Below are 25,593 nucleotides of genomic sequence, written 5' to 3'. Positions count from 1 at the left end.
AAGTGGGGTGTTCGATCGGCGCCATGGCGGCACGTCAGAGGGGGTGCCACGGCTTGCCGTGCCGATGCCAGCCATCGAGCGTGTTCGATCTACATAAGGGTTCCCGTGGGCCGGCGTCAATATTGTCTTGATGCCTGCAGCCCTCTTCTCAGTCTTGCGGAGTGAGACGGGAGCTGCCTAGTATCCGCCGTACTGTTCGCGAAGTAGCGAATAGGCGAGGGGATTTCCGGGGCGCTGAAGCGTTCCCGATCGCCGTGAAAGGTGGATCCGTCATGCCTGGTCCCGATCAGTGCGCGCACGCTCCGACCCCGCTGTCCTTCGCCCAGCAGCGGCTGTGGTTCCTCGATCGGCTGCGGCCGGGTCGGCCGGACCACAACGTTCCGACCGCGGTTCGCCTGCGCGGCCGGCTGGACGAGGGGGCGCTCGTCCGGGCGCTGACCGAAGTCGTGCGGCGCCACGAGGTGTTGCGCGGCAGGATCGTCGACTCCGAGGACGGCCCGTGCCACGTCACGGAGCCGGTCGAGACCTTCGTGCCGACGATCACCGACCTGACGGACACCTCGGCGGAGCAGGCCTGGCAGCGGGCCCGGGAGCTGGTGGCCGCCGACCTGGCGACCCCGTTCGACCTCGGGACCGCTCCGATGCTGCGGGCCCGACTGATCCGCACCGCCTCCGACGACCATCTGCTGATCCTGGTGATCCATCACATCGCGTGTGACGGATGGTCGCTGCCGGTGCTGTGGCAGGAGTTCTCCGCCGTGTACGGCGCCGCCGTGTACGGCGCCGCCGTACACGGCCGGCCGATCGCCCTGGAGGACCTGCCCGTCCAGTACGCCGATTTCGCCGACTGGCAACGGAGCCATCAGGATGGAACAGCACTGCTGGACCAACTCGCCTACTGGCGAAAGCGCTTGGCCGACCTGAGTCCGTCGGTGCTCCCGACGGACCGAACGCGCCCCGCGGTGTGGTCAGGCCGGGGCGACCAGGTCGAGATCGAGATCCCCGCAGAACTCGCCGACCGCATACGCGTACTGGGGCGCGCCCACGAGCTGACGCCGTTCATGACGCTGCTGGCCGCCTTCCAGGTTCTGCTCGCGCGCTGCACGGGACAGGCCGACGTGACGGTGGGGACGCCGATCTCCGGGCGGACCCGGATCGAGGTGGAGCCGCTGGTCGGCTTCTTCGTCAACACGCTCGTCCTGCGCACCGACCTGTCGGGCGACCCCGGCTTCACCGACGTGCTCGCCCGGGTACGGCGGTGCGCGGTGGAGGCCTACGCCCACCAGGACGTCCCCTTCGAACGGCTGGTGCAGGAGCTTCGGCCCGAGCGCGATCTCGGCCAACACCCGCTGTTCACCGTCATGTTCCAGCTGGAGGATCCGCCCGCGCTTCCGTCCGGCCTCCCGGGGATCGAGGTGAGTGACCATCAGATTCCGAACGTCGTGGCGAAGTTCGACATCGAGGTCTCCATGACTGACCTCGGCGACAGCTTCGCCGGCGTCATCCGCTACGCCACCGACCTCTTCGACCGCGACACGGTGCGGGAACTCTCCGAGGGTTTCAGGGCGTTGCTCGATCATCTGGTCGACAGGCCCGAACGGCCGGTATCGGCGTGGGAGACCCCTCCCGGCCTCCGCGTGAGCCGCCCCGCTCCCATCGCTCCCGCCACTCCCACCGGGCAGCCTGCGGCCCCGCAGTCCGATGCCGGCCGGGTCGGCGCTCCCGTCTCCAGGGCCGAGACCGAGACGGAGCTGCTCGTGCTGGAGACCTGGGCCGAGGTGCTCGGTGTCACCCCGGACGGCGTGCACAGCGACTTCTTCGAGCTGGGCGGCCATTCGCTCCTCGCATCGAAGGTCATGTCCCGACTCGGCCGGGCACTCGACCTCGAACTGCCGGTCACCCTGCTGTTCTACCACCCGACCGTCGCCGAACTCGCCGGCGGCATCGACGCGGCGTTGCTGGCGGACCTCGGCGCCGCCGCCGAAGCGGAATCGCTTCCCGCCGGAAAGGCCCGTCACCCGTGAAGGCAGAGCACAGCCGACCCGAGCCCGGCCAGCCGACCGGTTCCACGCCGGCCACCACACGGGCCCTGCTCGATCAACGCGTCCGCGCGGCCCGGAGCAGGGCCGCTGAGGGCGAGCCCGGGGCCGCGGTCCCACCCCGCCCGGAGGGCGCGCAGGTGGCGTCGTTCACCCAGGAGCGCATGTGGCTGATCGAGCGGCTGTCCGACGGCCCCGCGATGTACAACGTCCACGAGGTCTTCCGGCTGCACGGCCCGCTGGACGTGGCCGCCCTCGGCCACAGCCTCACCGAGCTGGTGCGGCGCCACGAAGTCCTGCGCACCGCCTTCTCCGAGCAGGACGGGCGTCCCACCCCCTCGGTCGAGCCGGCCCGGCCGCTCGACCTGCCCGTCACGGACCTCCGGACCGAGCCCGCGGAACGCCGGACGCAGCTGGTCCTCGATCTCGTTCACTCCGAGATCCTGCGCCCGTTCGACCTGGCCACCGCCCCGCTGCTGCGCGCATCACTGTTGCGGGTCGACGAGGACGAACACGTCCTGGTGGTGGTCGTCCACCACATCGCGGTCGACGGCTGGTCGATGCCGCTGCTGTGGGACGACCTGTCGGCGATGTACCGGAGCCGGCTGGAAGGTCGCGAGCACGAGCTGCCCCCCTTGCGGATCCAGTACGCGGACTTCGCCCACTGGCAGCGGGCCTGGCTCTCCGGCGAACGCCTGCAGCGCCAACTGGACTACTGGAGCGCACAGCTGTCCGGGCTGTCGCCGCTGGACCTGCCCACCGACCGTCCGCGCGGACCGGTCCGCGCGGGCCGGGGCGAGCGGATCGCCTTCACGGTGCCCGAGGAACTGGCAGGGCGGTTGCGGCTGCTGGGCCGGCGGCACGGCGCGACGATGTTCATGACGCTGCTCGCCGCGTTCCAGGCCCTGCTCGCCCGCTACAGCGGGCAGTCCGACGTGGCGGTCGGCACGCCGGTCGCGGGCCGGACCCGTCCGGAACTCGACCAGCTGGTGGGCTCGTTCATCAACACCGTGGTCATCCGCACCGACCTCTCGGGCGACCCGAGCTTCGCCGAGCTGCTCGATCGGGTCCGCCGTACCGCCGTGGACGCCTACGCGCACCAGGACGTGCCGTTCGAACGGCTGGTGCAGGAACTGCGGCCGGCCCGCGGTCTCGACCGCAACCCGCTGTTCCAGGTGATGTTCTCCGGCCTGACCGACCCGACCGCCCCCCTCCGGCTGGTGGGGACGGAGGTCGAACGGATCGACGTCGACAACGGCACGGCCAAGGTCGACCTCAGCCTGGTGATAGCCGACCGGTCGACCGGAACGACCGGGACCGTGGCCTTCGACACCGATCTGTTCGACCGCGCGAGCGTGGAGCGTCTGGTCGGCCACTACCTCCGGCTGCTGGACGCCGCGGCCGGCGATCCGGACTGTCCCGTCTCGCGCCTGGGCCTGCTCACCGAGGCCGAGCGCGAAGCGCTGCTGGTGGCCGCCAACGCCACCGGCGAAGCCTTTCCCAGGGACCTCTGTGTTCACGAGCTGGTCGAGGAGCGGGCCCGGCTGACCCCCGACGCGGTGGCGGTCCGCTGCGGCGCCGAGCGACTGACCTACCGGGAACTCGACTGCCGCGCCAACCGGTTGGCCCGGCACCTGCGGGCCAGGGGAGCACGTCCCGAACGCCTGGTCGGCGTGTGCCTGCCGCGCTCGGCGGACCTGGTCGTGGCCCTGCTGGCCGTCCTCAAGTCGGGCGCCGCCTACCTGCCACTGGACCCGGACCTCCCGGCGCAGCGCATGTCGTTCATGCTCGCCGACGCCGAAGTGGCACTGCTGCTCACCCGGAGCTCCCTGGCCGACCGGCTGCCGAAGCACGACGCCGCGACGGTGCGGATGGACGCCGAGGCCCGGCTCATCGCGGCCCTGCCCGAGGACCGGCTGCCACCGCTCGCGACGCCCGCCAACCTGGCGTACTCGATCTACACCTCCGGTTCGACCGGCCGCCCCAAGGCCGTGCTGGTCCCGCACGAGGGCGTGGTCAACTACCTGGTGGTCCGCGGCCGACAGCTGGCCCTCGGCGAGGCCGATGTCGTCGCCTCGGTGGCCTCGATCTCCTTCGACGTCATCGTCCCCCAGGTGCTCATGCCCCTGGCCTGGGGCGCGAGCGTGGTGATCGCCCCGTCGGAGGTCGCGGTCGACGGCCCGCGCCTGACGGAGATGATGCGCGAGTTCGGCGTCACCACGCTCATGGCCACACCGGCCACCTGGCTCCTGCTGCTGGACGGCGGATGGCAGGGTGGCCGGTTCCAGGCGATCTGCGTGGGCGAACCGCTCCAGCCCGCCCTGGCCCGGCGGCTCCTCGACAGGGTCTCCACGCTGTGGAACGGCTACGGTCCCACCGAGGCCTCCGTCGGCTGTGTCACCCGGCGCGTGGACGCCGAACGGGATCTGGCCCGGCCAGGAGGGTCCGTGCCGATCGGCCGGCCGATCGGCAACCTCCGGATCTACCTGCTCGACCCGGCCGGCGCCCCGGTACCCGTCGGCGTACCAGGTGAGATCCACATCGGTGGGGTCGGCGTCACCCGCGGGTACGCCAACCGGCCGGGGCTGACCGCCGAGCGCTTCGTGCCCGATCCGTTCGGTGCCGACGGCGGCCGACTGTACCGGACCGGCGACCTGGCGCGGTACCTGCCGGACGGCAGCCTCGTCTTCCTCGGCCGCACCGACGAGCAGGTGAAGATCCGGGGATACCGCATCGAGCTGGGCGAGGTCGAGGCCGCGTTGTGCGCGCAGCCCGGCGTCGCCAGGGCCGCGGTGACGGTGCGGGGCGGCGGGACGGACGCCGAACTGGCCGGCTACCTGGTGTGGCAGGACCGGCCCGGTGACCTGGCGGTCCTGCGGCGCTCCCTGCGCGAGACCCTGCCCGAGTTCATGGTGCCCACGACGCTGACCGCACTCGACCGGATCCCGTTGACCACGAACGGCAAGGTGGATCGCAGGGCCCTGCCCGCGCCCGCCCGCCACGGCCACGAGGCGGGTGCGCTACCGCCGCGGGACCTGCTGGAACTCCTGATGACCAGGATCTGGGAGCGCGTGCTGGGCACCCCGAGGGTTGGCGTCCGGGACGACTTCTTCGCGCTGGGCGGGCATTCCCTCAGGGCGGTCGAGCTCGTGGAGGCGATCCGGCGGGAGTGGGGGGTCACCGTGCCGCTGAACACGGTGTTCCGCCATCCCACCGTCGAGGGTCTGTGCGCGGAACTGCCCAACGCGTCGCGGGCCCTGCGACGGCTCGTGGTTCCGCTGGCCGAAGGAGACCGCCGCAGGGCGCCGCTGATCCTGGTGCATCCGCAGAGCGGTGACGTGTGCTCCTTCCTCCACCTGGCCGGACACCTCACCGAGCCGGTCACCGAACGGCACGCCGAACTCGCCGGGGGCCGGCCCGTCTACGGCCTGGAGGCCGTCGGTTACAACACCGACGAGCCGCCACTGGCCACCGTCGAGGAGCAGGCGCAGCGTTACCTGCGGGAGCTGCGGTCCGTACTGCCCGACGGCCCGTACCTGCTGGCCGGCTGGTCCTTCGGCGGGCTGGTCGCCTTCGAGATGGCCCGCCTGCTGGAGGAGCAGGGGAACCCCCCGGGATTCCTCGGGATCATCGACGTCGGAGCGCCCGCGGTCACCGGTCGACCCACGGACGGGTCCGACCACGGGTCCACCGGTGCGTCCGACGACCGTGACGCGCACGGGGCAGCCCGGTTCGCGCTCGCCTCCGGGCTGCCCGGCGGAGCCGTCGGAGACCTCCACGAGCTCGACGAACAGGACGCCCTCTCCCTGCTGCTCCACGACGCGCACGCCCGTGAGCGCCTTCCCCTGCGGGTGCGCACCGAACAACTGCGCCGCATGGTGCGGGTCTTCATCACCAACGGCGACGCCGCCCGACGCTACCGGTCAACGGCACGGCTGCGGACACCGATCCACCTGTTCACGAGCGCCGAGGCCCACCCCGCGCTCGCCGGCCCGGTCGTGGTCCCCGCCCGGTGGCGGGAACGCACCCGGGAGGCGTTGAGCGTGGTCGAGGTACCCGGCAACCACCACGACATGCTGTCGCCGCCCCACGTCGCGCCCTTCGCCGACGCGCTGTCGGCCATCCTGGAGGAGCTCGGATGAGCGACGGACACGAGCTGCCGCTGTCGTCGGCGCAGTCAGGCATCTGGTTCGCCCACCACCTGCGCCCCGGCAGCCCCGCCTACAACACCGGCGAGTACGTGGACATCCCCGGGCGGATCGACGCGGAGCTGTTCGAGACGGCCGTGCGGCGTGTGGTGGACGAGACCGAGTCGCTGCGCGTTCGCCTCACCGACGGTGCCGAGGGCCCCCGGCAGGTCGTCACCCCGTCGCCCGACTGGTCGATGCACCACGTCGACCTCACGTCGACACCGGATCCGCTGCGGGCCGCCGAGCACTGGATGCGCAGCGACCTGTCCACACCGGTCGGGCTCACCCGAGACCCACTGTTCCGCCAGGCCCTGTTCACCATCGCGCCGGACCGCTTCCTCTGGTACCAGCGCGTCCACCACATCGTGGTCGACGGCTTCAGCATGTCGCTCATCGCGCGCCGCGTCGCCAAGACCTACACGAGACTGGTCGAGGGCAGGGGCGGGGCAGGACCGGCCTTCGGGCCGCTGAGCCTCCTGCTGGCGCACGACGCTGCCTACCGCGCGTCGGAACAGCCCGAACAGGACCGGGCGTTCTGGGCCGCCCGGCTGGCCGGCCGGCCTGATCCCGTCAGCCTCGCCAGCCGCTCGGCGGCCGCCTCGGACGGCTTCCTGCGCCGTACCAGCACCCTCGACACGACCACCCTGGCCGCGCTGCGGCGGGCCGCACGACCCGCCGGTGCGAGCTGGCCCACCGCCTTCACCGCATCGGTCGCCGCGTACCTCCACCGCCTCAGCGGCGAACGGGACATCGTGCTCAGCATGCCGGTGACCGGGCGCACCGGCTCCTCCGTGCCGGCCGTCCCCGGCATGGTGGCGAACGTGGTGCCGCTGCGGCTGCGCGTGCACCCGGAACAGGGTCTGTCCGCACTCGCGCGACACGTGGCCGAGGAGGTCGCCGCCCTGCGCCGGCACCAGCGCCACCGCAGCGAGGACCTGCGCAGGGAGCTGGATCCGGCACGGTCGGAGCGGGTCCTGTTCGGGCCCGTCGTCAACATCATGTCCTTCTACTACCATCTGGACTTCGCGGGCGTCCGGGCCACCGTGCACAACCTCTCCAACGGGCCGGTCGAGGATCTCTCGTTCTCCGTCTACGACCGCTCCGACGGCACCGAGCCCCGGCTCGACGTCGACGCGAACCCCGCGCTCTACTCCGAGGCCGAACTCACCGCCCACCAGCAGCGGTTCCTACGGTTCCTCAACGCGGTGGCCTCCGCCGACCCGGACCGGCCGATCGGGCGGCCTGACCTCCTCACCCCCGAGGAACGGCACCGGACCGTCGTGGCCGGCAACCGCACCACGCATCCGCTGCCGCACCCGACGGTGCCGCTGGCCTTCGCGGCCGAGGTCGGGCGCACGCCCGATGCGCCCGCCGTGGTGTGCGGGGAAACCACCCTGTCCTACGCGGAGTTGAACGCCCGGGCCAACCGGCTGGCCCACCGGCTCATCGCCCTGGGTGTCCGCTGCGACAGCACGGTGGCCGTGCTCATGGAACGCTCCGCCGACGTGGTGGTGTCGGTCCTGGCGATCAGCAAGGCCGGCGGCGCCTACGTGCCGCTGGACACCCGGGCCCCGATGGCCCGACTGCGTCGCGTCCTGGACGACACCGGGGCGGCGGTGCTGCTCACCCACCGGGCCACCCGGGACCACGCGCTGTCCCACGGCACACCGGGTGTCGTCGTCGACGCCGACCCCGGCCTCGCCGACGAGCCGACCACCGACCCCGTCGTGCCGCTGCGACCGGATCACCTGGCGTGCGTCCTGTACACCTCGGGGTCCACGGGCACGCCGAAGGGGGTGGCCCTGAGCCACCGCAACGTCGTCAGCCTGACCGCGCAACGCTGTTGGCGCGGCGAGGACGGCCCGCGAGTACTCGCACACTCTCCGCACGCCTTCGACGCCTCGACCTACGAGTGGTGGGTGCCGCTGCTCAACGGGGGCCGGGTGGTCGTGGCCCCGCCCGGCGAGCTGGCGCTCTCGGACCTCCACCGGCTCATCGTCGATCACCGGGTCGGTGCGCTGTGGCTGACGGCCGGGCTGTTCCGGGTGTTCGCCGAGGAGTCCCCCGGCACGCTGGCCCGGGTCGGCCAGGTGTGGACGGGCGGTGACATCGTGCCGGCCGATGCGGTACGGCGCGTCCTGGCACGGTGTCCGAACTCCGTGGTGGTCGCCGGGTACGGCCCGACCGAAGCCACGACGTTCACCACGCGCAGGGTGCTCCGCCCCGGTGAGGCCGTTCCCGACGTCGTCCCCCTCGGCCGACCGATGGACAACAGGCGGGTGTACGTCCTGGACGAGGCGCTGTCGCCGGTGCCGCCGGGGGTGGCCGGCGTGCTGTACGTCGCCGGTGCGGGCGTGGCGCGCGGGTACCTGAACGACCCCCGCCGGACGGCCGGTCAGTTCGTGCCGTGCCCGTTCGGCGAACCGGGCGAGCGGATGTACCGCACGGGCGACGTGGTCCGCTGGAACGCCGAGGGGGAACTCGAGTTCCTCGGCCGCGCGGACGAGCAGGTCAAGCTCCACGGCTTCCGCATCGAGCTGGGCGAGATCGAGGCGGTTCTGGCCGGGCATCCCGCCGTCGCCCAGGCGACCGTGGTCGCGGGCCCGGACACCTCGCCCGGCAGGCGTCTGATCGGCTACGTCGTCCCGGCCGCGGGCTCGGGGCTCGACCCGGCGTCGGTGCGGGAGCACGCCTCCGCGGTGCTGCCGGACTACATGGTGCCCTCGGTGATCGTCACGCTCGACGCCTTTCCCCTGACGCCCAGAGGGAAGATCGACCGGGCCGCGCTGCCCGTCCCGGACCTCGCCCCGGCACCGTCCGGGCCTGGGCCGCGAACCCCGGCGGAGCAGACGATGTGCGCGCTGTTCGCCGAGGTACTCGGCCTGCCCACGGCGGGCGTCGACGACGGTTTCTTCGCGCTGGGCGGCAATTCCCTGCTCGCGACCCGGCTGGTCAACCGGGTGCGGGTGAGGTTCGGCCGTGAACTGACCCTCGGCGCCCTGTTCCAGGCACCCACGCCGGCGCGCCTGGTCGAAGCGCTCAGGGAGGCCCCGGACGCCGCGGCCGTACCGGATCTCTCACCACGTACACGACTCTGACAGCGATCACAGGAAGCGCCTCGGCATGGTCCACACCCTCCCCCATCCCGACGAAACGCCGGCACCACCGGAAACACCGGTGGCCGCGGCAACCCTGACGGCCCCGGCCGACCCGGCGATCCCGGCGCTGGGGGTGTCCCAGATCCGCCGGTACTACCAGCTCGTCGACGCCGGGGACGTGCCCGCGCTGGTCGCCCTGTTCACCCCGGACGCCCGCTACCACCGCCCCGGGTACGAACCCATGGTCGGGCATGCCGAACTGGAACGCTTCTACCGCGACCAGCGGGTGATCCGCACCGGCATGCACACCCTGGCCACCGTGGTCACGACCGACGACGAGGTGGCGGTGCACGGCCTGTTCCGCGGCGTGCTGCACGACGGCGGCGAGGTCGAGCTGCGGTTCGCGGACTTCTTCCGGATGACGCCGCAGGGCCGCATCGCCTCGCGGGACACCTTCTTCCACGTGCCGGCGGTCTGAGGCGGTGGACGCACCCGGTGACACCGCGCACCACATGCTGCGCATCGGCCGCCGCGACGACCGCCCACCGAACAGCGCCGATCGCGGCTACAGCGGCGCCGACGGCGACGGCCCACGCGGTCGCGCGTTCAACCCCGACGGGGACACTTCAGCACAGGAAAGCGGGAAGCAGTTGACCAAGACGGTCTTCACCTCCGACATCCCGGCGTTCGTCGGCAGCGGACGGCCACCGTTCGACGCACGGGCCGTCCACGAGCTGGTCGCCGAACAGGCGGAGCGGGCCCCGCACGCGCCCGCCGTCACCTGCGACGGACGGACCCTGACCTATCAGCAGCTCAACGATCGCGCCAACCGGCTCGCCGGGCGACTGCGAGCGGCCGGACTGGCGCAGGAGGACGTCGTAGGCGTGCTGGTGCCGCGGTCGCCGGAGCTGATCGTGGCCCTGCTCGCCGTCCTCATCGCGGGCGGGGCGTACCTCGGACTCGAACCGGACGACCCGGCCGGCCGCCACGCGCTGCTGCTCGAGGACGCCGGCGCGGGCATGGTGATCGCCGACGAGGCCCTGCGGGAGCAGGTACCCGGCACCGTCGTCACGGTGACGGAAGGCCGCCCGACGCAGGAGCCGGCCACCGGGCCGGCGGTTCCGGCCCGCCCCGGCGACCCGGACCGGCTCGCCTACGTCAGCTACACCTCGGGCTCCACCGGCGAGCCCAAGGGTGTCGGCGTGCCCCACCGGGCGATCGATCGGCTCGTCCGGGGTGCGGACTGGATGGACGTCCGCGCCGAGGACGTCTTCTTCCACCTCGCGCCGGTCGCGTTCGACGCGTCCACGTTCGAGATCTGGGCCCCCCTCGTCAACGGCTGCCGGCTGGTCCTCTTCCCCCCGGTCGCCATCACGCTGGAACACGTGGCGCGCATCGTCCGTGCCGAGCGCGTGACGGTCCTGCTGCTGACCACCGGGCTCTTCCACCAGATGGTGAGCTCCCACCTGGAGGCGTTCGCCGACGTGCGGCACGTCCTCACCGGGGGCGACGTGGCCTCGCCGGGCCATGTCCAGCACCTGCTGGCCCGCTACCCGGAGCTGCTCTTCACCAACGGCTACGGACCGACCGAGAACACCACCTACACGACCTGCTGGACCAGCAGCACCCTCCCGGAGCTGCGGAGCGTGCCGATCGGCCGCCCGATCAGCGGCACCAGGGTCGCCGTGCTCGACGGCGACCTCAGGCCGGTGCCCGTCGGCGAGTGCGGGGAACTGTACGTGGCCGGGGCGGGCCTGGCCCGCGGCTACCTGGGCCGTCCGGCCGCAACGGCCGAACGCTTCCTGCCCGATCCGTTCGGGACCGAGCCGGGGGCCCGGATGTACCGGACCGGCGACCTCGTGCGATGGCTGCCGGACGGCACGCTGGAGTTCGTCGGACGCGCGGACGACCAGGTCAAGGTCCAGGGCTACCGCGCCGAACCGCGCGCCGTCGAGGTCGAGCTGGAACGGTTCGCCGAGGTGCGGCACGCGGTCGTGCTGCCGCAGGCCGATCCGGCGGGCGGCACCCGGCTACTGGCCTACGTCGTGCCCGCGGAACCCGATCCGGCGGGTACCGCCGACCTCGGCCGGCGGCTGCGCCACGAACTGCGGGACAGGCTGCCGGACTACCTGATTCCCTGGGCGATCCTCGTCCGTCCCGAGCTGCCGGTGAACCGCAACGGCAAGATCGACCGCCGGGCCCTGCCCACCGCCACCCGAGTACCGCGCAACGTGACCAACGAGTTCGTCCCGCCCCTCACCGAGGTGCAGACGCGACTGGCCGAGTTGTGGGGCGACGTCCTCGGCGTCGAACCGGTCGGCGTCGACGACGACTTCTTCGACCTCGGCGGACACTCCCTGCTGGCCACCGACCTCCTGGTCGCCACCCAGCGCGAGTTCGACGTGGACCTCCCCGCGCAGACCCTGTACCTGTCGCCGACCGTCGCCGAGCTGGCGACGGCCCTCACCGCCCGGATGCGGACGGCGGGCCCGGACGGCCCGACGGGGGGCCCGGCCGACGGGGCACGCAAGGAGCAGCCCCGATGACGGCGGTTCCCCCGACCACGCGATGCCCGGTCCTTGCCCCGCAGGGGGTCGATCTGATCGACCCCGACCTCTACCACTCGGGCGGGGCACACGAGGCGTGGCGACGGCTGCGCCGGCACGCCCCAGTGAGCTGGCAGCCGGCCGGCGACATCGGCTACTGGTCGATCGTCGGTCACGCCGAGGCCAACCGGGTACTCCGCGACCACGACACGTTCACCTCCGAACGGGGCACCCTGCTCAACCTCCTCGGCAAGGGCGACCCCGCCGGCGGCCGGCAGATGGCCGCAACCGACCCGCCCCGGCACGCGCGCCTGCGTGGCCCGCTGCAGCAGGCGCTGTCGATCAAGACGGTGGAGAACGACCGGGAGGCCATCCGCCGGGTCGTCGTCGAGCTGCTCCGGCCGTTGGCCGACGGCGGCCCGTTCGACTTCGCCGCCGCCATGGCCACCCTGCCGATGGCGGTGATCGGCACCATGATGGCGCTACCGGAACAGGGCTGGCCGCGGCTGGTCCGGCTCGCCCACGCCTGCATCGCCGCGGACGACCCCGAGTTCCAGCTCGCCGCCGGCCCGCGGGCCACCCTCGTGACCGCCCACCGTGAACTGTTCGCCTACTTCCAGGACATCGTCACCGCGCGTCGGCGCGCACCGGGTGACGACCTGATCAGCGTGCTGCTCACCATGGAACTGGACGGACGCCGACTGTCGCCGGGCGAGATCGTGTCCAACTGCTACAGCCTGCTGCTCGGTGCGACCGTCACCACCGCCCAGCCACCGATCGCGGCGATGGTCGAACTGGCCGGGACCGCGGTCCTGGACGACTGGGCGGCACACCCGGAGCTGCTCGGCAGTGGCGTGGAGGAGGCCCTGCGATGGGCTTCGCCCACCCAGCACTTCATGCGCCATGCCACCCGCGACGTCGAGATCCGGGGTGTGCCGATCCCCGCGGGGGACGCGGTCGTCGTGTGGTTGGGGTCGGCCAACCGCGACGAGACCGTGTTCGCCGACCCGGACACCTTCGACATCCGACGGCGGCCCAACAAGCACATCGCGTTCGGCGTCGGCGCGCACTACTGCATCGGACACACCGTCGCACGGGTGGCCCTGCGGATTCTGTTCGCCGAACTGCTCGGCCGGTTCACCGGCTTCGAACTCGCCGGGACGCCGCGGCGCATGCGCTCGAACATCATCGCGGGCTTCACGCACCTGCCGATCACCGCGCGGACCCGATAGGAGCCGGCGCCTCGCCGCCGCCCTCCGGCACCACGGCCGCTATCACCGCCGCCGGTGTCACCGCAGCCGAACCCGAGAAGAAGCCCCCACACGGAAGGTCATCAGTGGACGCTCCGACGGCCCGTACCCGCAACAAGTGGTTCCTCCGCGAGCCGTCGCCGGTGGCACCGGCGCGGCTGTTCTGCCTGCCCTACTCCGGGTGCGGAGCGAGCATGTACCGCCAGTGGCCGTCATCGGTCGACGGCGTCGAGGTCTGCCCCGTGCAGCTGCCCGGCCGGGAGAACCGGATGCGCGAGCCCGCCCACACCACCTACGAGGCGATGGCCGACGACCTCTGCGAAGCGCTGCGCCCCTACCTGGACCGTCCCTACGCACTGTTCGGGCACTGCGGCTCCGCGTTGGCGGCGTACGAGACCGCCGCGCGGCTGGCCCAAAGGGGCTGCCCCGCCCCGACCCGGGTGTTCGTCTCCGCCGAGGTCGCGCCGCAGGACGGCCCCTACGGCCGCTTCCTCGGCATGAGCGACGACGAGCTGGCCGCCGAACTGCGCCAGCTCGTCGCGGAACTGGGCGGCACCCTGGAACCGAGCCTGCTCGCCCTCTACCTCGGCGTCCTGCGGAACGACGTCGACATGAACAAGCGGTATCACGTGGCCGAGCCGGTCCGGCTGCCGTGCCCGATCACCGCCATCGGCTGGACCGAGGACACGGGCATCGCGCCGTCGCTGATGACCGGCTGGTCGGCCTGCGGCGAAGCGACTTTCGAACTCCTGGAGGGAGGCCACTACCGCTTCATCGAGGCGCCGGCGGAACTACTGACGCTCCTGGTCGCGGATCTGACGCCCACCCGGTCCCGCACCCTCTGACACCGGACCTGTCGGCCTACCTCCCAGCTTCACGCGGGACGGGTCACCTCCGCGTGCGGGTTTCGCTCCGATCTCATTGGTCTTCGGAGTGCGGACGGACTTGGTCCACCTCCGTGTGGTGAGCCGCCCGTCGCCCCGGCCAAGCCCTGCCGGCGGCAGTCCCTGCCTGCTCAAGCTCGGGCTGCGGCCTGGCTGCCCTCGACCAGCTGACCAGTTCACCATGACACTTCCTTGTCGAGTTCTGTCCGGTGTCGAGGTCAGGGCAGGATGAACCGCTCCACCGCGTGGGCGAAGCCCTCGTCCTGATTGGTCGTCGTGACCCGGCGAGCGGCCCGCTGGACCTCGCGGTCAGCGTTACCCATGGCGATGCTGAGCCCGGAGTGGGCGAACATGAGCACGTCGTTGGGCATGTCGCCGATCGTCGCGATCTCCTCGGTGGGGATCCGGTACGTCTCGGAGAGGTAGCGGACCACCTCACCCTTGTTGGCGTCGGGGTGGGTGATATCGGCGTAGTAGGGCTGAGATCTGGCCGCCGAAACGTGGTCGCCGAAGCGTTCGCGTATCGCGTCCACTGCCTCCTGGACGGCGACGTGGTCGTCGCTGACCCCCACGATCTTGGCCACGCCATCTGACACCGAGGCGAAGCTGTCGACTGGTGTCGGGTCGAACCTGACCGTCCGTGATTCACGGGCCACGTGAGGTCCCTGGGGCTCCAAGGCGAACCAGTCCGCGCCTCGGTAGACCCAGACGCTCATCCCGTGAGCGCCGAGCACGTCGATCGCCACCGGCGTCACATCGTCGGGTACGACCCGTTGCTCGATCACCGACGACATGTCGGGGTGGACCAGGAGCCCGCCATTGAACGCCGCGATCGGCGTCATGATCTCCAGCGGCTCCACGAGCATGGACATGCCGCGCGGCGGACGGCCGCTGGTGACAGCGAAGAGTGTCCCGGCCTGTTTCAGCTTCGCGACCGCGGCGATCGCCCGGCTGGTAAGGGTCTTGTCCGGGGTCACCAGCGTGCCGTCGACGTCGGCGAGAAGCAATCTGATCGGCGGGGGAGCCATGGTGCCTCCGGGTTGTTCGCTGAGTTCAGGAATCAGGCGACCAATCCGTTGGCCGTCTCCGGGTAGCGGTCAGCGATCTGGTGCACGGCCTCGCTGCGCCCGATGGTGCCTGCGATCACGTCGCGGAGGGGTTGTTCCCATAGAGTCCGGCCGACCGCGAAGCCGTCGAAGCCGGGCACCGAGGTTGCGATATGCAGCCAGCCGGCTTCTTCTCGGCGCGGCCGCCGAATTCGCTGCGCACGGTGGTCAGTCGTTCCGGTCCCAGTCGATGGGCGTACACCTGTGGCAGGCCGGGTACGGTCAGGTCGGCTTGCACGTTGACGCGGCCACCGCGGCCGGTCGGCAGGGAGCCGGTGGCGGCGATGTCGGCGGCCTTCTCACCGCCGCCCCAGACCACCAGTCGGGTCTTGATCACCTCACCGTCGGACAGGATGACGCAGTCGTGACGGACCTGTTTGACCATGGTGTTCAGGCGCAGCTGCACGCCGCGCCCCGTTCATGATCTACCTCGTGCACGGTAGGCCGAACAGTTCCGAGCCCCATTCTGTACCCGTCACCGGCCCCGGCACGACCTGGAGTCGGCGCGGTCTTCGACACAGCCTGGTACTACAGCCGCAGATCTGGTGACTGTGGACTGAAGCGGTCGCCGAAGTACTTCCGCTCACCCGGCGTGGTTCCTGTCGGCGTTAAGCGGCATCTCGTCCCACTTCGAACGCGACAGCACCCTTGAACGCACTTAGGCTGAATCATATGGCGAAGCCCTACGGGGTCCGACGTCCAGAATTCACGCAACACATTTTGGGCCAGCCCCTGAGGGGAGCGGGCAGTGGTGCAGGAAAATACGGACAAGACAGCCCAGGTACTGGGGGTCGACATCGGTGGGACCGGTATCAAGGGAGCTCCGGTCGACCTCGAGCTCGGCAGCCTCATCGGTGAGAGGGTCCGGGTCCCGACCCCGCATCCGGCGACCCCGGAAGCAGTCGCAGCCGTGGTCGTGCAGGTGCTGTCCCAGATCGGCGTTCCAGGACCGGTCGGGCTGACGCTCCCGGCTGTCATCCGGGGCGGCAAAGTCCAGACGACGTCCAATATCGACCCGGCCTGGATGGAGACGGACGCGGCCCAGCTCTTCGCACGAGCGACCGGCCGGGACGTGAGGGTGGTGAACGACGCCGACGCGGCCGGGGTCGCCGAGATGCGCTTCGGCGCCGGCAAGGGACGCAAGGGCGTCGTCGTGATGGTCACGCTCGGCACCGGTATCGGCAGCGCCGTCTTCTCCGACGGGTTCCTGGTGCCCAACAGTGAGTTGGGGCACCTGCCGCTGCACCACGAGGATGCCGAGGACTGGGCCGCGGAGTCGGTGCGCGAGCACGACGACCTGTCCTGGAAGAAGTGGGCACACCGTCTGGAGAAGTATCTCGAGCTCGTCCAGCGGCTGCTGTGGCCCGACCTGATTGTCATCGGCGGCGGCGTCAGCAAGAAAGCCGACAAGTTCCTGCCGTACATCGAGCTCAGGACCGAGATCGTGCCGGCGCAACTGTTGAACGATGCGGGCATTGTCGGCGCGGCGCTCTTCGCCCCCGCCTCCGGGAAAGCTCAACCCTAGTCTGCCGCGCTCGATATGGGCGCAGGGGCAGTACCTTCAGGGAGGCTCGCCTTGAGCAACAACGACCTGGAAACGATTTCCGTCAACACGATCCGCACTCTGTGTATGGACGCTATCCAGGCGGCCAACTCCGGCCATCCGGGGACACCGATGGGAATCGCCCCGGTTGCGTACACGCTCTGGCAACGCTTCCTGCGCTTCGACCCGGCCGACCCGATCTGGCCCAACCGCGACCGCTTCGTGCTGTCGGAAGGACATGCCTCCGCGTTGCTCTGGTCGCTGTTCCACCTCACCGGCGTGCAGGCTGTCGACCCCGACTACGAGGTCCTCGGCCGACCCGCCGTGACCCTCGACGACCTCAGGACGTTCCGCCAGCTCGGCTCGCACTGCCCCGGGCACCCGGAGTACCGGTGGACCAGCGGTGTGGAGACCACGACCGGCCCGCTCGGCCAGGGCGTTGCGACCTCGGTCGGGATGGCGATCGCCGGCCGGTGGCTCGCCGCCCGGTACAACCGCGAGGACTTCACCGTCTTCGACTTCGACGTGTACGCGATGGCCGGCGACGGCTGCATGATGGAGGGGATCTCTTCGGAGGCTGCCTCGCTCGCGGCCCACCAGCGGCTGTCGAACCTCTGCTGGATCTACGACTCCAACCGGGTGACGATCGAGGGCCACACTGACATCGCGTTCACCGAGGATGTGGCGGCCCGGTTCGTCGGCTACGGCTGGAACGTCACCACCGTGGCCGACGCCAACGACCTCAAGGCGGTGGCCCGCGCACTGCACACCTTCAAGTCCGAGAACGAGCGCCCGACGCTCATCGTGGTGCACAGCCACATCGGCTACGGGTCACCGGTCGAGGACACCCCGAGGGCGCACGGCGCGCCGTTCGGCGTGGAGGGCGTCAAGTCAACCAAGCGATTCCTCGGGATGCCGGAAGACGAGGACTTCTTCGTTCCCGACGGCGTCCATGAGCACTTCGCCGCAGGAATCGGCGCGCGCGGTCGCGAAGCCCGGACGAGCTGGGAGGCTCGAATCGAGGCCTACCGAATCGCCTATCCCGAGCTCGCCGACGAGCTGGGGCGCATCCAGCGACGTGATCTGCCGGAGGGCTGGGAGTCGGTGCTGCCGACCTTCCCGGCCGACCCCAAAGGCATCGCCAGCCGTGACTCCAGCGGCCAGGTGCTCAACGCGCTTGCCCAGGCCGTGCCGTGGGTGCTCGGCGGGTCGGCGGACCTTTCGCCGTCGACCAAGACCAACCTCGTGTTCTCCGGCGCCGGCGACTTCCAGGCCGATGACCGCTCGGGGCGCAACCTCCACTTCGGGGTCCGCGAGCACGCCGCCGGCGCGATCACGAACGGGATGGCGCTGACCAAGCTGCGCTCGTACTGGTCGGGGTTCCTGATCTTCTCGGACTACGCACGCGGTGCGATCCGGCTTTCAGCGCTGATGGAGATCCCGGTCGTGCACATCTTCACCCACGACTCGATCGGGGTCGGCGAGGACGGTCCCACCCACCAGCCGGTCGAGCAGCTCGCGTCGCTGCGCGCGATGCCGGGGCTGCTGGTGTTCCGCCCGGCCGACGCGAACGAGGCCGTCGAGACCTGGCGGGTCGTCGCCGCGCTCAGGCACGAGCCGGCGGTGCTGGTCCTTTCCCGTCAGGCACTGCCGACCCTCGACCGCTCCGAGATGGGGGCCGCATCCGGGGTGGCCAGGGGAGCCTACGTTCTGGTCGACGCGGCGGACCGCAAGCCCGACGTCATCCTGCTCGCCACCGGGTCGGAGGTGCAGCTCGCGCTCGCGGCCCGTGACGAGCTCGCCGCCGAGGGCCTCGCGGCTCGCGTGGTCAGCATGCCCTGCTGGGAACTGTTCGACCGCCAGCCCAAGGAATACCGCGACTCGGTCATCCCGCCCGAGGTCAGGGCCCGGGTCGCCATCGAGCAGGCGGCGACTCTCGGCTGGGACCGCTACGTCGGCGACGGCGGCGCGGTCGTCGGCATGCACACGTTCGGGGCATCGGCGCCGCTCAAGATGCTGCTGACCAAATTCGGCTTCACTCCGGAGAAGGTCACCCAGGTTGCCCGCGAGTGCGTGGCCGCCGGTAGGGAGCCGACGTGAACGCAACCCAGGCGCTCCGTGAGCAAGGTCAGAGCATCCGGCTGGACAACACCACCCGTTCGATGCTCGACACGGGCGAGCGAATCGACGTGCGGAGCAAGGCCGTTGCCTGACCTCGGCGCCGAGCGGCCGGACCGAACCCAGCAGAGGAGCGAGCCATGCCATCGACCGCGCTGCGCGTCGGCATCCCGGAGCTCGCGAGCGCGACCGAGCCTGAGCTCGGCCACGACTCGTCCACGAACGCGCTGATCCGGCACTACCGCACGCTCAAGAACCAGGAGGCACCCCCATGACGACAGACCAGCCCATGCAGCTCGGGATGATCGGGCTCGGCCGGATGGGGGCGAACCTGGTGCGTCGGCTGATGCGAGACGGCCACCATTGCGTGGTGTCCGACGTCAAGGCGGCCGCCGTCGCCGAACTGGCCGGCGAGGGTGCGACTGGCGCAGAGTCACTCCGGGACCTGGTTGCGAAACTGGACAAGCCGCGCGCCATATGGCTCATGCTTCCGGCTGCGATCGTCGACTCCATCCTCGACCAGCTCGAGCCGTTGCTGGAGCCCGGCGACATCCTCATCGACGGCGGCAATTCCTACTACCGCGACGACATCACCCGCGCCAAGCGTCTTGCCGACAAGTCGCTGCACTATGTCGACTGCGGGACCAGTGGTGGGGTGTGGGGGCTGGAGCGCGGCTACTGCCTGATGATCGGCGGCGAGGACGAGATCGTGGCCCATCTCGACCCGATCTTCAAGACGATCGCTCCCGGCGAGGGCAACGCCGAGCCGACGCCGAGTCGGACCCGGACCGACGGCACCGCTCCGCTCGGGTACCTGCACTGCGGGCCGAACGGCGCCGGGCACTTCGTGAAGATGGTCCACAACGGGGTCGAGTACGGAATGATGGCCGCGATCGCCGAGGGCCTCGCCATCATCAAGCGCGCGAACGCAGGCAAGAGCCGGCAAGAGGTCGACGCGGAGACGACGCCGCTGCGCGACCCGTGGGCCTACCAGTACGACATCGACGTCGCCGAGGTGGCCGAGGTCTGGCGGCGCGGCTCGGTCGTCGGTTCGTGGCTGGTCGACCTGATAGCCGACGCCTTCGCCAAGTCGCCCTCCCTCGACGCGTTCGCCGGGCGGGTCTCCGACTCCGGGGAAGGCCGCTGGACCGTCCTCGCCGCGGTGGACGAAGGCGTCCCGGTACCGGTCATCACCACCTCGCTCTACGAGCGCTTCGAGTCCAGGCAGGCCGGGGAGTTCACCGACAAGATCCTCTCGGCGATGCGCTCCGAGTTCGGCGGGCACGCCGAAAAGAAGGGCTGACCGCTGTGCATCACGAACTCGAGGTCGTCGCCGGCCTCGATGCGGTCGCTGGCACCGAGGTGGCCTTCGTGGCGCGGCCGGCCCGGGCCTGCGCGCAAGCCCACGGTCGATTCGCGTTCGCCGTCAGCGGGGGCACACGCCCTGGGCGATGTTCGTGCGGCTCGCACACGAGGTCCTGCTCGCGTCGGCGCCCAGCCGCCGGCAGCACCCTGATGACCGACTCAATTGCCGTGCCTGCTCCGTAAGGAGGATGAGGTGGCTTCGAACTCGTCGAACGTTCCCGCGGACGTGCTGGTCATTTTCGGGATCAGTGGCAACCTCGCTCGTAAGATGACGTTCCGCTCGCTCTATCGGCTTGAGCGGCGCAAGCTGCTGACCTGCCCGATCGTCGGAGTGGCGCGCGAGGGCTGGTCGGACGACGCGCTGCGTGACCACGCCCGCGCGGCGATCGAGGCAGCGGGCGAGCCGCTGGACGAAAGCGTCCTGGCCCGGTTTGCCGCCCGACTCAGCTATGTGCAGGGTGATTACGCCGACCCGGAGACGTTCCACCGCCTCGCCCGGGCGGTCAACGGCAAGCGGCACCCGGTCTTCTATCTGGAGATTCCACCGTCGCTGTTCGCCCGGGTGGCCGAGGGCCTGGCAGGCGTCGGGCTGACCAAGGATGCCCGGGTTGTCGTGGAGAAACCATTCGGGCATGACCTCGCGTCGGCGCGCGCCCTCAACGCCGAGCTGCGTCGGCTCCTCGATGAGGATCAGCTGCTGAGGATCGACCACTTCCTCGGCAAGGAGCCGGCGATGGACATCCAGTTCCTGCGGTTCGCCAACTCCGTGTTCGAGCCGGTGTGGAACCGTGACCACATCTCCTGCGTACAGATCACCATGGCCGAGGACTTCGGGGTCGAGGACCGCGGCCATTTCTACGACCCGGTCGGCGCGCTCCGCGACGTCGTGCAGAACCATCTGCTGCAGCTGCTCGCCCTGGTGGCGTCCGAGCCGCCGTCAGCCGGCGGTGCGGACGCGCTCCGGGATCGCCGGGTCGATGTGTTCCGGGCGATCCCCGATGCCGACCCGGCCCACTACGTCCGCGGGCAGTACGAGGGGTACCTGCAGGTACCCGGCGTGCGGCCACGCTCGCGCACCGAGACCTTCGTCGGGTTGCGGCTGGAGGTCGAGAACTGGCGCTGGTCCGGGGTGCCGTTCTTCATCCGCGCGGGCAAGTCGCTCCCCGAGCGAGTGACCGAGATCCGGATCGTGTTCAAGCGCCCGCCGCGGCTTGCGTTCGCGGAGCGGTTCATGCCCGAGCCCGACCAGTGGATCCTGCGGATCGATCCGGCCCCTGGCGTGAACTTCCGCATCCAGGTCAAGCAGCCGGGCAAGCAGGACACGCAGCTGGTGGACCTTGACCTCCTCTTCGCGGCCGCGCTCGGTGAGGCGCCCGAGCCGTACGAGCGCCTGCTCAGTGATGCAATGCAAGGCAACGCGAGCCTGTTCACCCGGGAGGACTCGGTGGAGGAGACGTGGCGAATCGTCCAGCCGCTGCTGGAGACGCCCGGCGACCCCGAGCGTTACCGGCAGGGGACCTGGGGACCGGCGGGAGTGAGCAAGCTCGTCGCCGGATATCCGCGATGGCACGAACCATGGCTGTCGGCGAGGTCTACCGACTGACACGCTCGGCGCCGATGTCGTGGTCAACGACGTTGCCGGCAAGGAGGCCGCCGAGGAGGTCGTTCGGGAGATCCAGAGCTCCGGGGTGCGCGCTCAGATCCGCCGGGCGCGCAGCACGCTGGTCAGCATCGGGAGGGTGAACTCGCCGCCGCCGGTCTCCGGTCGGCCGGTGAGATAGGCGCGGGTCTCGTCCAGCAGGGTCTCCCGCCGGCGTTCCGGCATGACCAGGATGCCCGCCTTCGTCGCGAGGGTCGCGACCAGGGAGTCGGCGGTCCGCTGCTGCCCGTGGGGGAACTCCGCCTGTTCCGCCGAGTCGAACCGGGCCTCCCCGCCCGACTTGGGGAGGTGCATCCGTGCCGTCTCGGTGCGCCAGCCGGCGGGCACGTCGCGCGGTCCGATGGCGGCGGGGCCGGTGACCCGGGCGAGCCCGGCCACCCAGTCGACCCGGTCGTCGAAGACGTTCCACAGGCCGGCCAGGACGCCGCCGGGTGCGAGGACCCTGGCGATCTCCGGCCCCGCGACGTCCATGTCGAACCAGTGCATGGCGTTGCCGGACACCACGGCGTCGACGGACCCGTCCGGCAGCGGAATCGCCTCGGCGCTGCCCGGTAGCGCGCGGACGGCCGGCAGCGAGCCGCGCAGCTCGGCCAGCATCGCCGGGTCCGGCTCGACCGCGACGACCTCGTAGCCCAGGGCGATCAGCGTGGCGGTGAGCTTGCCCGTCCCGGCGCCGAGGTCGAGCACCCGCGGGCCGGGCGCGGTTTCCAGGGCCCAGCGCACCGCGGCGTGCGCGTAGTCCGGGCGGTGCTCGGCGTAGGCGACCGCGGCCCGGCCGAACGACGAGCTGTGCAGCCGCCGTTCGGCCTGCGTCGACTCCTGCCCGGTGGGCGCGCTCCCACGCCTGTGGTCCTGGTGGCGCTCCGTGCTGTGGTCGGTCCCCGTCATCGCAGCTCCTTCTGATCGGCGGGCCGTCCCAGGGGGCGCGGCACGCGGGTGGCCGACCGGGGTCGACCTGACCCGAACGGCGTGAGCTATCGGCCCGATGTATCGAACCGATACATCGGGACCTTAGGTGCAGGCATGCGCAGGCACAAGGTCCACTTCTGCCGGCCGGGAGTCAGAGCCGCTGGGCGGGCGTCGGCGCAGCGGATCGGGCAGCTGAATTGAACGCGTTCAGAACTCTGGGCTAGGCTGCTGCCCGAGGAACCGAGGCATGAGGGGGAACCCATGAAGGTCGTCATTCCCGGCGGAACGGGTGCGCTCGGGACGCTGCTCGACCGGAGCCTGACCGCCGCCGGACACCAGGTCGTCGTCCTGAGCCGCCGGCCCTCCGGGCCCCGGCAGATCGGCTGGGACGGACGGACCCTCGGCGCCTGGGCGGCGGAGGTCGACGGCGCCGACGCCGTGCTCAACCTCGCCGGGCGCAGCATCAACTGCCGCTACACCGAGGCGAACCGGCAGGAGATGATGGACTCGCGGGTGCACTCGACCCGCGTGGTCGGCGAGGCCATCGCGGCCGCCCGCCGGCCGCCCGCGTCCTGGCTCCAGATGAGCACCGCCACCGTCTACGCCCACCGCCACGACGCCCCCAACGACGAACGGGACGGCCTGATCGGCGGCAGCGAGCCCGATGCCCCGCCCGCCTGGAGGCACAGCATCGACGTCGCCCAGGCTTGGGAACGCACCCAGGCGGAGGCCGACACGCCGCACACCCGCCGGGTCGCGCTGCGCACCGCCGCCGTCCTCGGCCCCGAGCGCGGCGGCTCCCTCGACGCGCTCTCCTGGCTGGCCCGGCTCGGCGCCGGCGGCCCCGTCGCGGGCGGCGCCCAGTACGTCTCCTGGATCCACGAGCGGGACTTCGCCCGCGCCGTCGAGTTCCTGATCGCCCGGGAGGACCTCACCGGACCGGTCAACCTCGCCGCCCCGAACCCGCTGCCCCAGCGTGAGTTCATGTGCGAGCTGCGGACCGCCTGGGGAATGCCGTTGGCCCTGCCCGCCACCCGCTGGATGGCCGAGCTGGGCGCCTTCGCGCTGCGCTCCGACACCGAACTCCTGCTGAAGAGCCGCCGCGTCGTCCCGACCCGCCTGCTCGACGCGGGCTTCGCCTTCGACCACCCGAGCTGGCCGGAGGCCGCCCGCGACCTCGTCCGGCGGCTGCGCGGACGGTAGCGCCGGGCTTTCCCGGGGCGCCGTGCGGCAGGTTGGTCACGGGGCCGTCACAGCTCCCCGTCGGCGCTTGCCCGCGCCGAGCGCTCCCCGGGAGCGTGGAGCCACACGCAGGGGACACCAGGGGGCGGGATGCGGACGGTACGGCTGTCGTTCATGCGGCAGTGGGGAAGCAACATCGGGGTCGGCTGCGCGCTGGCTGTGGTGACGTTGATCGCGCTGGGCGGATCCGGTGCCACCAGCCCGGGGACGGCCACCCTGATCGGCGCGCTGATCGCGGGCGCGGTGGCCGTCGGGATGCCGCACACCTTCTGGCTGCGGGAGGAGGAGGACGGCCTCACTCTGGTGCGGCTGCTGGTCCCGCGCCGCTACGCCTGGTCGGAGATCCGCGGCCTGGCCATGGAGTTCGACGAGGAGGTCGAGACCAGCGTCCGCCGGGTGACCCTGCGGCTGCGTCTCGCGGACCCGCCGGGCCGGTTCTGGGGCCCGCGGCTCGGCCAGTTCGACGTCACCGACGACGACCTGCCGCGCGGCGTCGAACCCCGCGCCCTGGCCGAGCTGTTCGCCCTGTTCGGCCGACACGACCTGCCCGTCGACCGGCCGGAGTTCGCCAACGCCGTGCTCCATGTCCACGGGCTGCCGCGGATGCCGCGCCGGCTGGTGCGCAGCGTGCCGGCCGGCCCGGTGCCCACGGCGGAACAGGCGTACACGGACGCCCCGGGCATCGAGGAGGAGGAGAGGTACCTGGAGGGCTGCAGGAGCACCGCCACGAGCCCGCCCCGCCGGCGGCGTGAGTACCTGCTGCGCAGCGCCGCGCTCGGCGACCGGATCGCGCTGGCCGGCGGTGACCCGGGCCCCGGGCATGCGGGGCGGGCGCGCATCTCGGCCGGCCGCCTGACCGAGCACGACGGGGTCGCCGCCGCGACCGACGACGACGCCCGTGCGTACGTCCGCCAGCAGTACCTGGACTGGTCCCGGGCCTCCGCCGGCCCGCGGCGCGGTCGCCGGGCGGGCCGCTGACCCGCCGAATCCGGCTGCCCCGCACCGGGGCCGCCGTGGCCCGGTGCAGGGCAGCGGCCTGTGGTGCCCCGGTTGGCACCGGCCTCGCGGGGTAGGCGAAAAAACATGGAGGACATCGAACCCCCGGCGGGCGATCCTGCCGGCGACGACGCGCAAGCGCTCGACCTGTGCGACCAGTGCGGACGGGCCGTCGCCAGTGTCGACCTGCTCGGCGCCCTGGTGCCGGACTCCTCCGCCCTTCACTCCACCAATCCCGACCTGGACGGCAAGCGGGTCGTCCTTGCCTGTTCCGTGGACCACCTGGCCACCCTGATCGAGGACTACCGCCACCGCCCCTTCGTCCCCGAGGAGCAGTGGGCCGCCAAGGTCTGCCGGACCCTCGCCGAGTGTGACGAGCCCGTGCCGTTGAGCGTCGTCGCCCGGCTGAGCGGCCTCTCCGAGCGGCAGGCGGCGGATGGCGTGGAGTGGCACAACGCCCGTGCCCGGGAGTGGCAGCGGCGCTACGGCGACCGGGGCGACGGCTGACCGGACCGAGGACGAGCCGCGGGGGGGGGGGGGGGGGGGGGGGGGGGGGGGGGGGGGGGGGGGGGGGCGCGCGGCGGGGGGGGGGGGGGGGGGCCGGGGGGGGGTTGTTTTTGTGGGGGGGGGCTCGGTCCTCCGGCCGG

General features: G+C 71.5%; 18 protein-coding genes. 15 read left to right on the top strand and 3 right to left on the bottom strand.

What is annotated here, in order from left to right:
• Positions 1-272: 272 nt before the first annotated feature.
• The 7 genes from ACIRRH_RS27835 to ACIRRH_RS27805 all read left to right on the top strand — a co-directional run bounded on the left by ACIRRH_RS27835 (position 273) and on the right by ACIRRH_RS27805 (position 13,968).
• Positions 273-2,024 carry a condensation domain-containing protein gene (locus ACIRRH_RS27835; protein ID WP_403072812.1) on the top strand — a complete coding sequence of 584 codons (1,752 nt, stop codon included), beginning with the start codon at positions 273-275 and terminating at the stop codon, positions 2,022-2,024.
• 155 nt (positions 2,025-2,179) lie between these two features.
• Complete coding sequence (locus ACIRRH_RS27830; RefSeq protein ID WP_403072809.1) at positions 2,180-6,181, top strand: amino acid adenylation domain-containing protein; 4,002 nt, start codon at positions 2,180-2,182, stop codon at positions 6,179-6,181.
• Complete coding sequence (locus ACIRRH_RS27825) at positions 6,178-9,327, top strand: amino acid adenylation domain-containing protein (RefSeq protein WP_403072807.1); 3,150 nt, start codon at positions 6,178-6,180, stop codon at positions 9,325-9,327. Before ACIRRH_RS27830 ends, ACIRRH_RS27825 begins: the two co-directional genes overlap by 4 nt.
• A 79-nt stretch (positions 9,328-9,406) precedes the next feature.
• Positions 9,407-9,805, top strand: coding sequence for a nuclear transport factor 2 family protein (locus tag ACIRRH_RS27820; RefSeq protein WP_403072804.1), 399 nt, complete (start codon positions 9,407-9,409; stop codon positions 9,803-9,805).
• A 4-nt stretch (positions 9,806-9,809) separates the two neighbouring features.
• Entirely contained in the window at positions 9,810-11,873 is a 2,064-nt protein-coding gene (locus ACIRRH_RS27815; RefSeq protein WP_403072801.1) for an amino acid adenylation domain-containing protein, read from the top strand.
• The gene (locus ACIRRH_RS27810) at positions 11,870-13,105 is read left to right on the top strand and encodes a cytochrome P450 (protein WP_403072798.1); all 1,236 of its coding nucleotides are present in this window, start codon (positions 11,870-11,872) and stop codon (positions 13,103-13,105) included. The genes ACIRRH_RS27815 and ACIRRH_RS27810 overlap by 4 nt, the downstream gene beginning before the upstream one ends.
• Before the next feature lie 104 nt (positions 13,106-13,209).
• Entirely contained in the window at positions 13,210-13,968 is a 759-nt protein-coding gene (locus tag ACIRRH_RS27805; protein ID WP_403072796.1) for a thioesterase II family protein, read from the top strand.
• A 257-nt stretch (positions 13,969-14,225) separates the two neighbouring features.
• Here ACIRRH_RS27805 and ACIRRH_RS27800 read toward each other — a convergent pair whose 3' ends face one another.
• A complete protein-coding gene (locus tag ACIRRH_RS27800; protein WP_403072793.1) occupies positions 14,226-15,035 on the bottom strand; it encodes a Cof-type HAD-IIB family hydrolase in 810 nt (269 codons plus the stop codon).
• A 115-nt stretch (positions 15,036-15,150) separates the two neighbouring features.
• Positions 15,151-15,519 carry a hypothetical protein gene (locus ACIRRH_RS27795; RefSeq protein ID WP_403072791.1) on the bottom strand — a complete coding sequence of 123 codons (369 nt, stop codon included), beginning with the start codon at positions 15,517-15,519 and terminating at the stop codon, positions 15,151-15,153.
• A 342-nt stretch (positions 15,520-15,861) separates the two neighbouring features.
• Between ACIRRH_RS27795 and ppgK the strand changes: the two genes are divergently transcribed.
• From ppgK to zwf, 5 genes are all read left to right on the top strand, one after another.
• Entirely contained in the window at positions 15,862-16,638 is a 777-nt protein-coding gene (gene ppgK, locus ACIRRH_RS27790) for a polyphosphate--glucose phosphotransferase (protein WP_403072788.1), read from the top strand.
• A gap of 15 nt (positions 16,639-16,653) precedes the next feature.
• Entirely contained in the window at positions 16,654-18,756 is a 2,103-nt protein-coding gene (tkt, locus tag ACIRRH_RS27785) for a transketolase (RefSeq protein ID WP_403072786.1), read from the top strand.
• Between the two features lie 158 nt (positions 18,757-18,914).
• Positions 18,915-19,049 carry a hypothetical protein gene (locus ACIRRH_RS27780; RefSeq protein ID WP_403072783.1) on the top strand — a complete coding sequence of 45 codons (135 nt, stop codon included), beginning with the start codon at positions 18,915-18,917 and terminating at the stop codon, positions 19,047-19,049.
• Positions 19,046-20,077, top strand: a complete 1,032-nt coding sequence (gene gnd / locus ACIRRH_RS27775) for a phosphogluconate dehydrogenase (NAD(+)-dependent, decarboxylating) (protein WP_403072780.1) — start codon at positions 19,046-19,048, stop codon at positions 20,075-20,077. The genes ACIRRH_RS27780 and gnd overlap by 4 nt, the downstream gene beginning before the upstream one ends.
• Before the next feature lie 255 nt (positions 20,078-20,332).
• Complete coding sequence (zwf, locus tag ACIRRH_RS27770; protein WP_403072778.1) at positions 20,333-21,742, top strand: glucose-6-phosphate dehydrogenase; 1,410 nt, start codon at positions 20,333-20,335, stop codon at positions 21,740-21,742.
• Between the two features lie 93 nt (positions 21,743-21,835).
• On the opposite strand, the gene ACIRRH_RS27765 is transcribed toward zwf, so the two are convergent.
• On the bottom strand, positions 21,836-22,687 hold the full coding sequence (locus ACIRRH_RS27765) for a class I SAM-dependent methyltransferase (RefSeq protein ID WP_403072775.1): 852 nt from the start codon (positions 22,685-22,687) through the stop codon (positions 21,836-21,838).
• Between the two features lie 282 nt (positions 22,688-22,969).
• Here ACIRRH_RS27765 and ACIRRH_RS27760 point away from each other — a divergent pair, with 282 nt between their 5' ends.
• From ACIRRH_RS27760 to ACIRRH_RS27750, 3 genes are all read left to right on the top strand, one after another.
• Positions 22,970-23,911 carry a TIGR01777 family oxidoreductase gene (locus tag ACIRRH_RS27760; RefSeq protein ID WP_403072773.1) on the top strand — a complete coding sequence of 314 codons (942 nt, stop codon included), beginning with the start codon at positions 22,970-22,972 and terminating at the stop codon, positions 23,909-23,911.
• Positions 23,912-24,064: 153 nt separating this feature from the next.
• Entirely contained in the window at positions 24,065-24,928 is an 864-nt protein-coding gene (locus ACIRRH_RS27755) for a hypothetical protein (RefSeq protein WP_403072770.1), read from the top strand.
• A 105-nt stretch (positions 24,929-25,033) separates the two neighbouring features.
• On the top strand, positions 25,034-25,453 hold the full coding sequence (locus ACIRRH_RS27750; RefSeq protein ID WP_403072767.1) for a hypothetical protein: 420 nt from the start codon (positions 25,034-25,036) through the stop codon (positions 25,451-25,453).
• The last annotated feature ends 140 nt before the right edge of the window (positions 25,454-25,593 follow it).

The organism is Kitasatospora sp. NPDC101235, from assembly GCF_044767505.1.
Classification (GTDB): domain Bacteria; phylum Actinomycetota; class Actinomycetes; order Streptomycetales; family Streptomycetaceae; genus Kitasatospora.
Note: the sequence above shows the minus strand (reverse complement) of the source record. Positions and strands in the feature narration are given on the sequence as shown.

What these genes read in the sequence shown, in the direction of transcription:
- ACIRRH_RS27835 (WP_403072812.1), top strand. Translation starts at nt 273, where the DNA reads ATGCCTGGTCCCGATCAGTGCGCGCACGCTCCGACCCCGCTGTCCTTC.
- ACIRRH_RS27825 (WP_403072807.1), top strand. Translation starts at nt 6,178, where the DNA reads ATGAGCGACGGACACGAGCTGCCGCTGTCGTCGGCGCAGTCAGGCATC.
- ACIRRH_RS27810 (WP_403072798.1), top strand. Translation starts at nt 11,870, where the DNA reads ATGACGGCGGTTCCCCCGACCACGCGATGCCCGGTCCTTGCCCCGCAG.
- ACIRRH_RS27800 (WP_403072793.1), bottom strand. Translation starts at nt 15,035, where the DNA reads ATGGCTCCCCCGCCGATCAGATTGCTTCTCGCCGACGTCGACGGCACG.
- tkt (WP_403072786.1), top strand. Translation starts at nt 16,654, where the DNA reads ATGGGCGCAGGGGCAGTACCTTCAGGGAGGCTCGCCTTGAGCAACAAC.
- ACIRRH_RS27780 (WP_403072783.1), top strand. Translation starts at nt 18,915, where the DNA reads ATGCCATCGACCGCGCTGCGCGTCGGCATCCCGGAGCTCGCGAGCGCG.
- gnd (WP_403072780.1), top strand. Translation starts at nt 19,046, where the DNA reads ATGACGACAGACCAGCCCATGCAGCTCGGGATGATCGGGCTCGGCCGG.
- ACIRRH_RS27765 (WP_403072775.1), bottom strand. Translation starts at nt 22,687, where the DNA reads ATGACGGGGACCGACCACAGCACGGAGCGCCACCAGGACCACAGGCGT.
- ACIRRH_RS27760 (WP_403072773.1), top strand. Translation starts at nt 22,970, where the DNA reads ATGAAGGTCGTCATTCCCGGCGGAACGGGTGCGCTCGGGACGCTGCTC.
- ACIRRH_RS27755 (WP_403072770.1), top strand. Translation starts at nt 24,065, where the DNA reads ATGCGGCAGTGGGGAAGCAACATCGGGGTCGGCTGCGCGCTGGCTGTG.
- ACIRRH_RS27750 (WP_403072767.1), top strand. Translation starts at nt 25,034, where the DNA reads ATGGAGGACATCGAACCCCCGGCGGGCGATCCTGCCGGCGACGACGCG.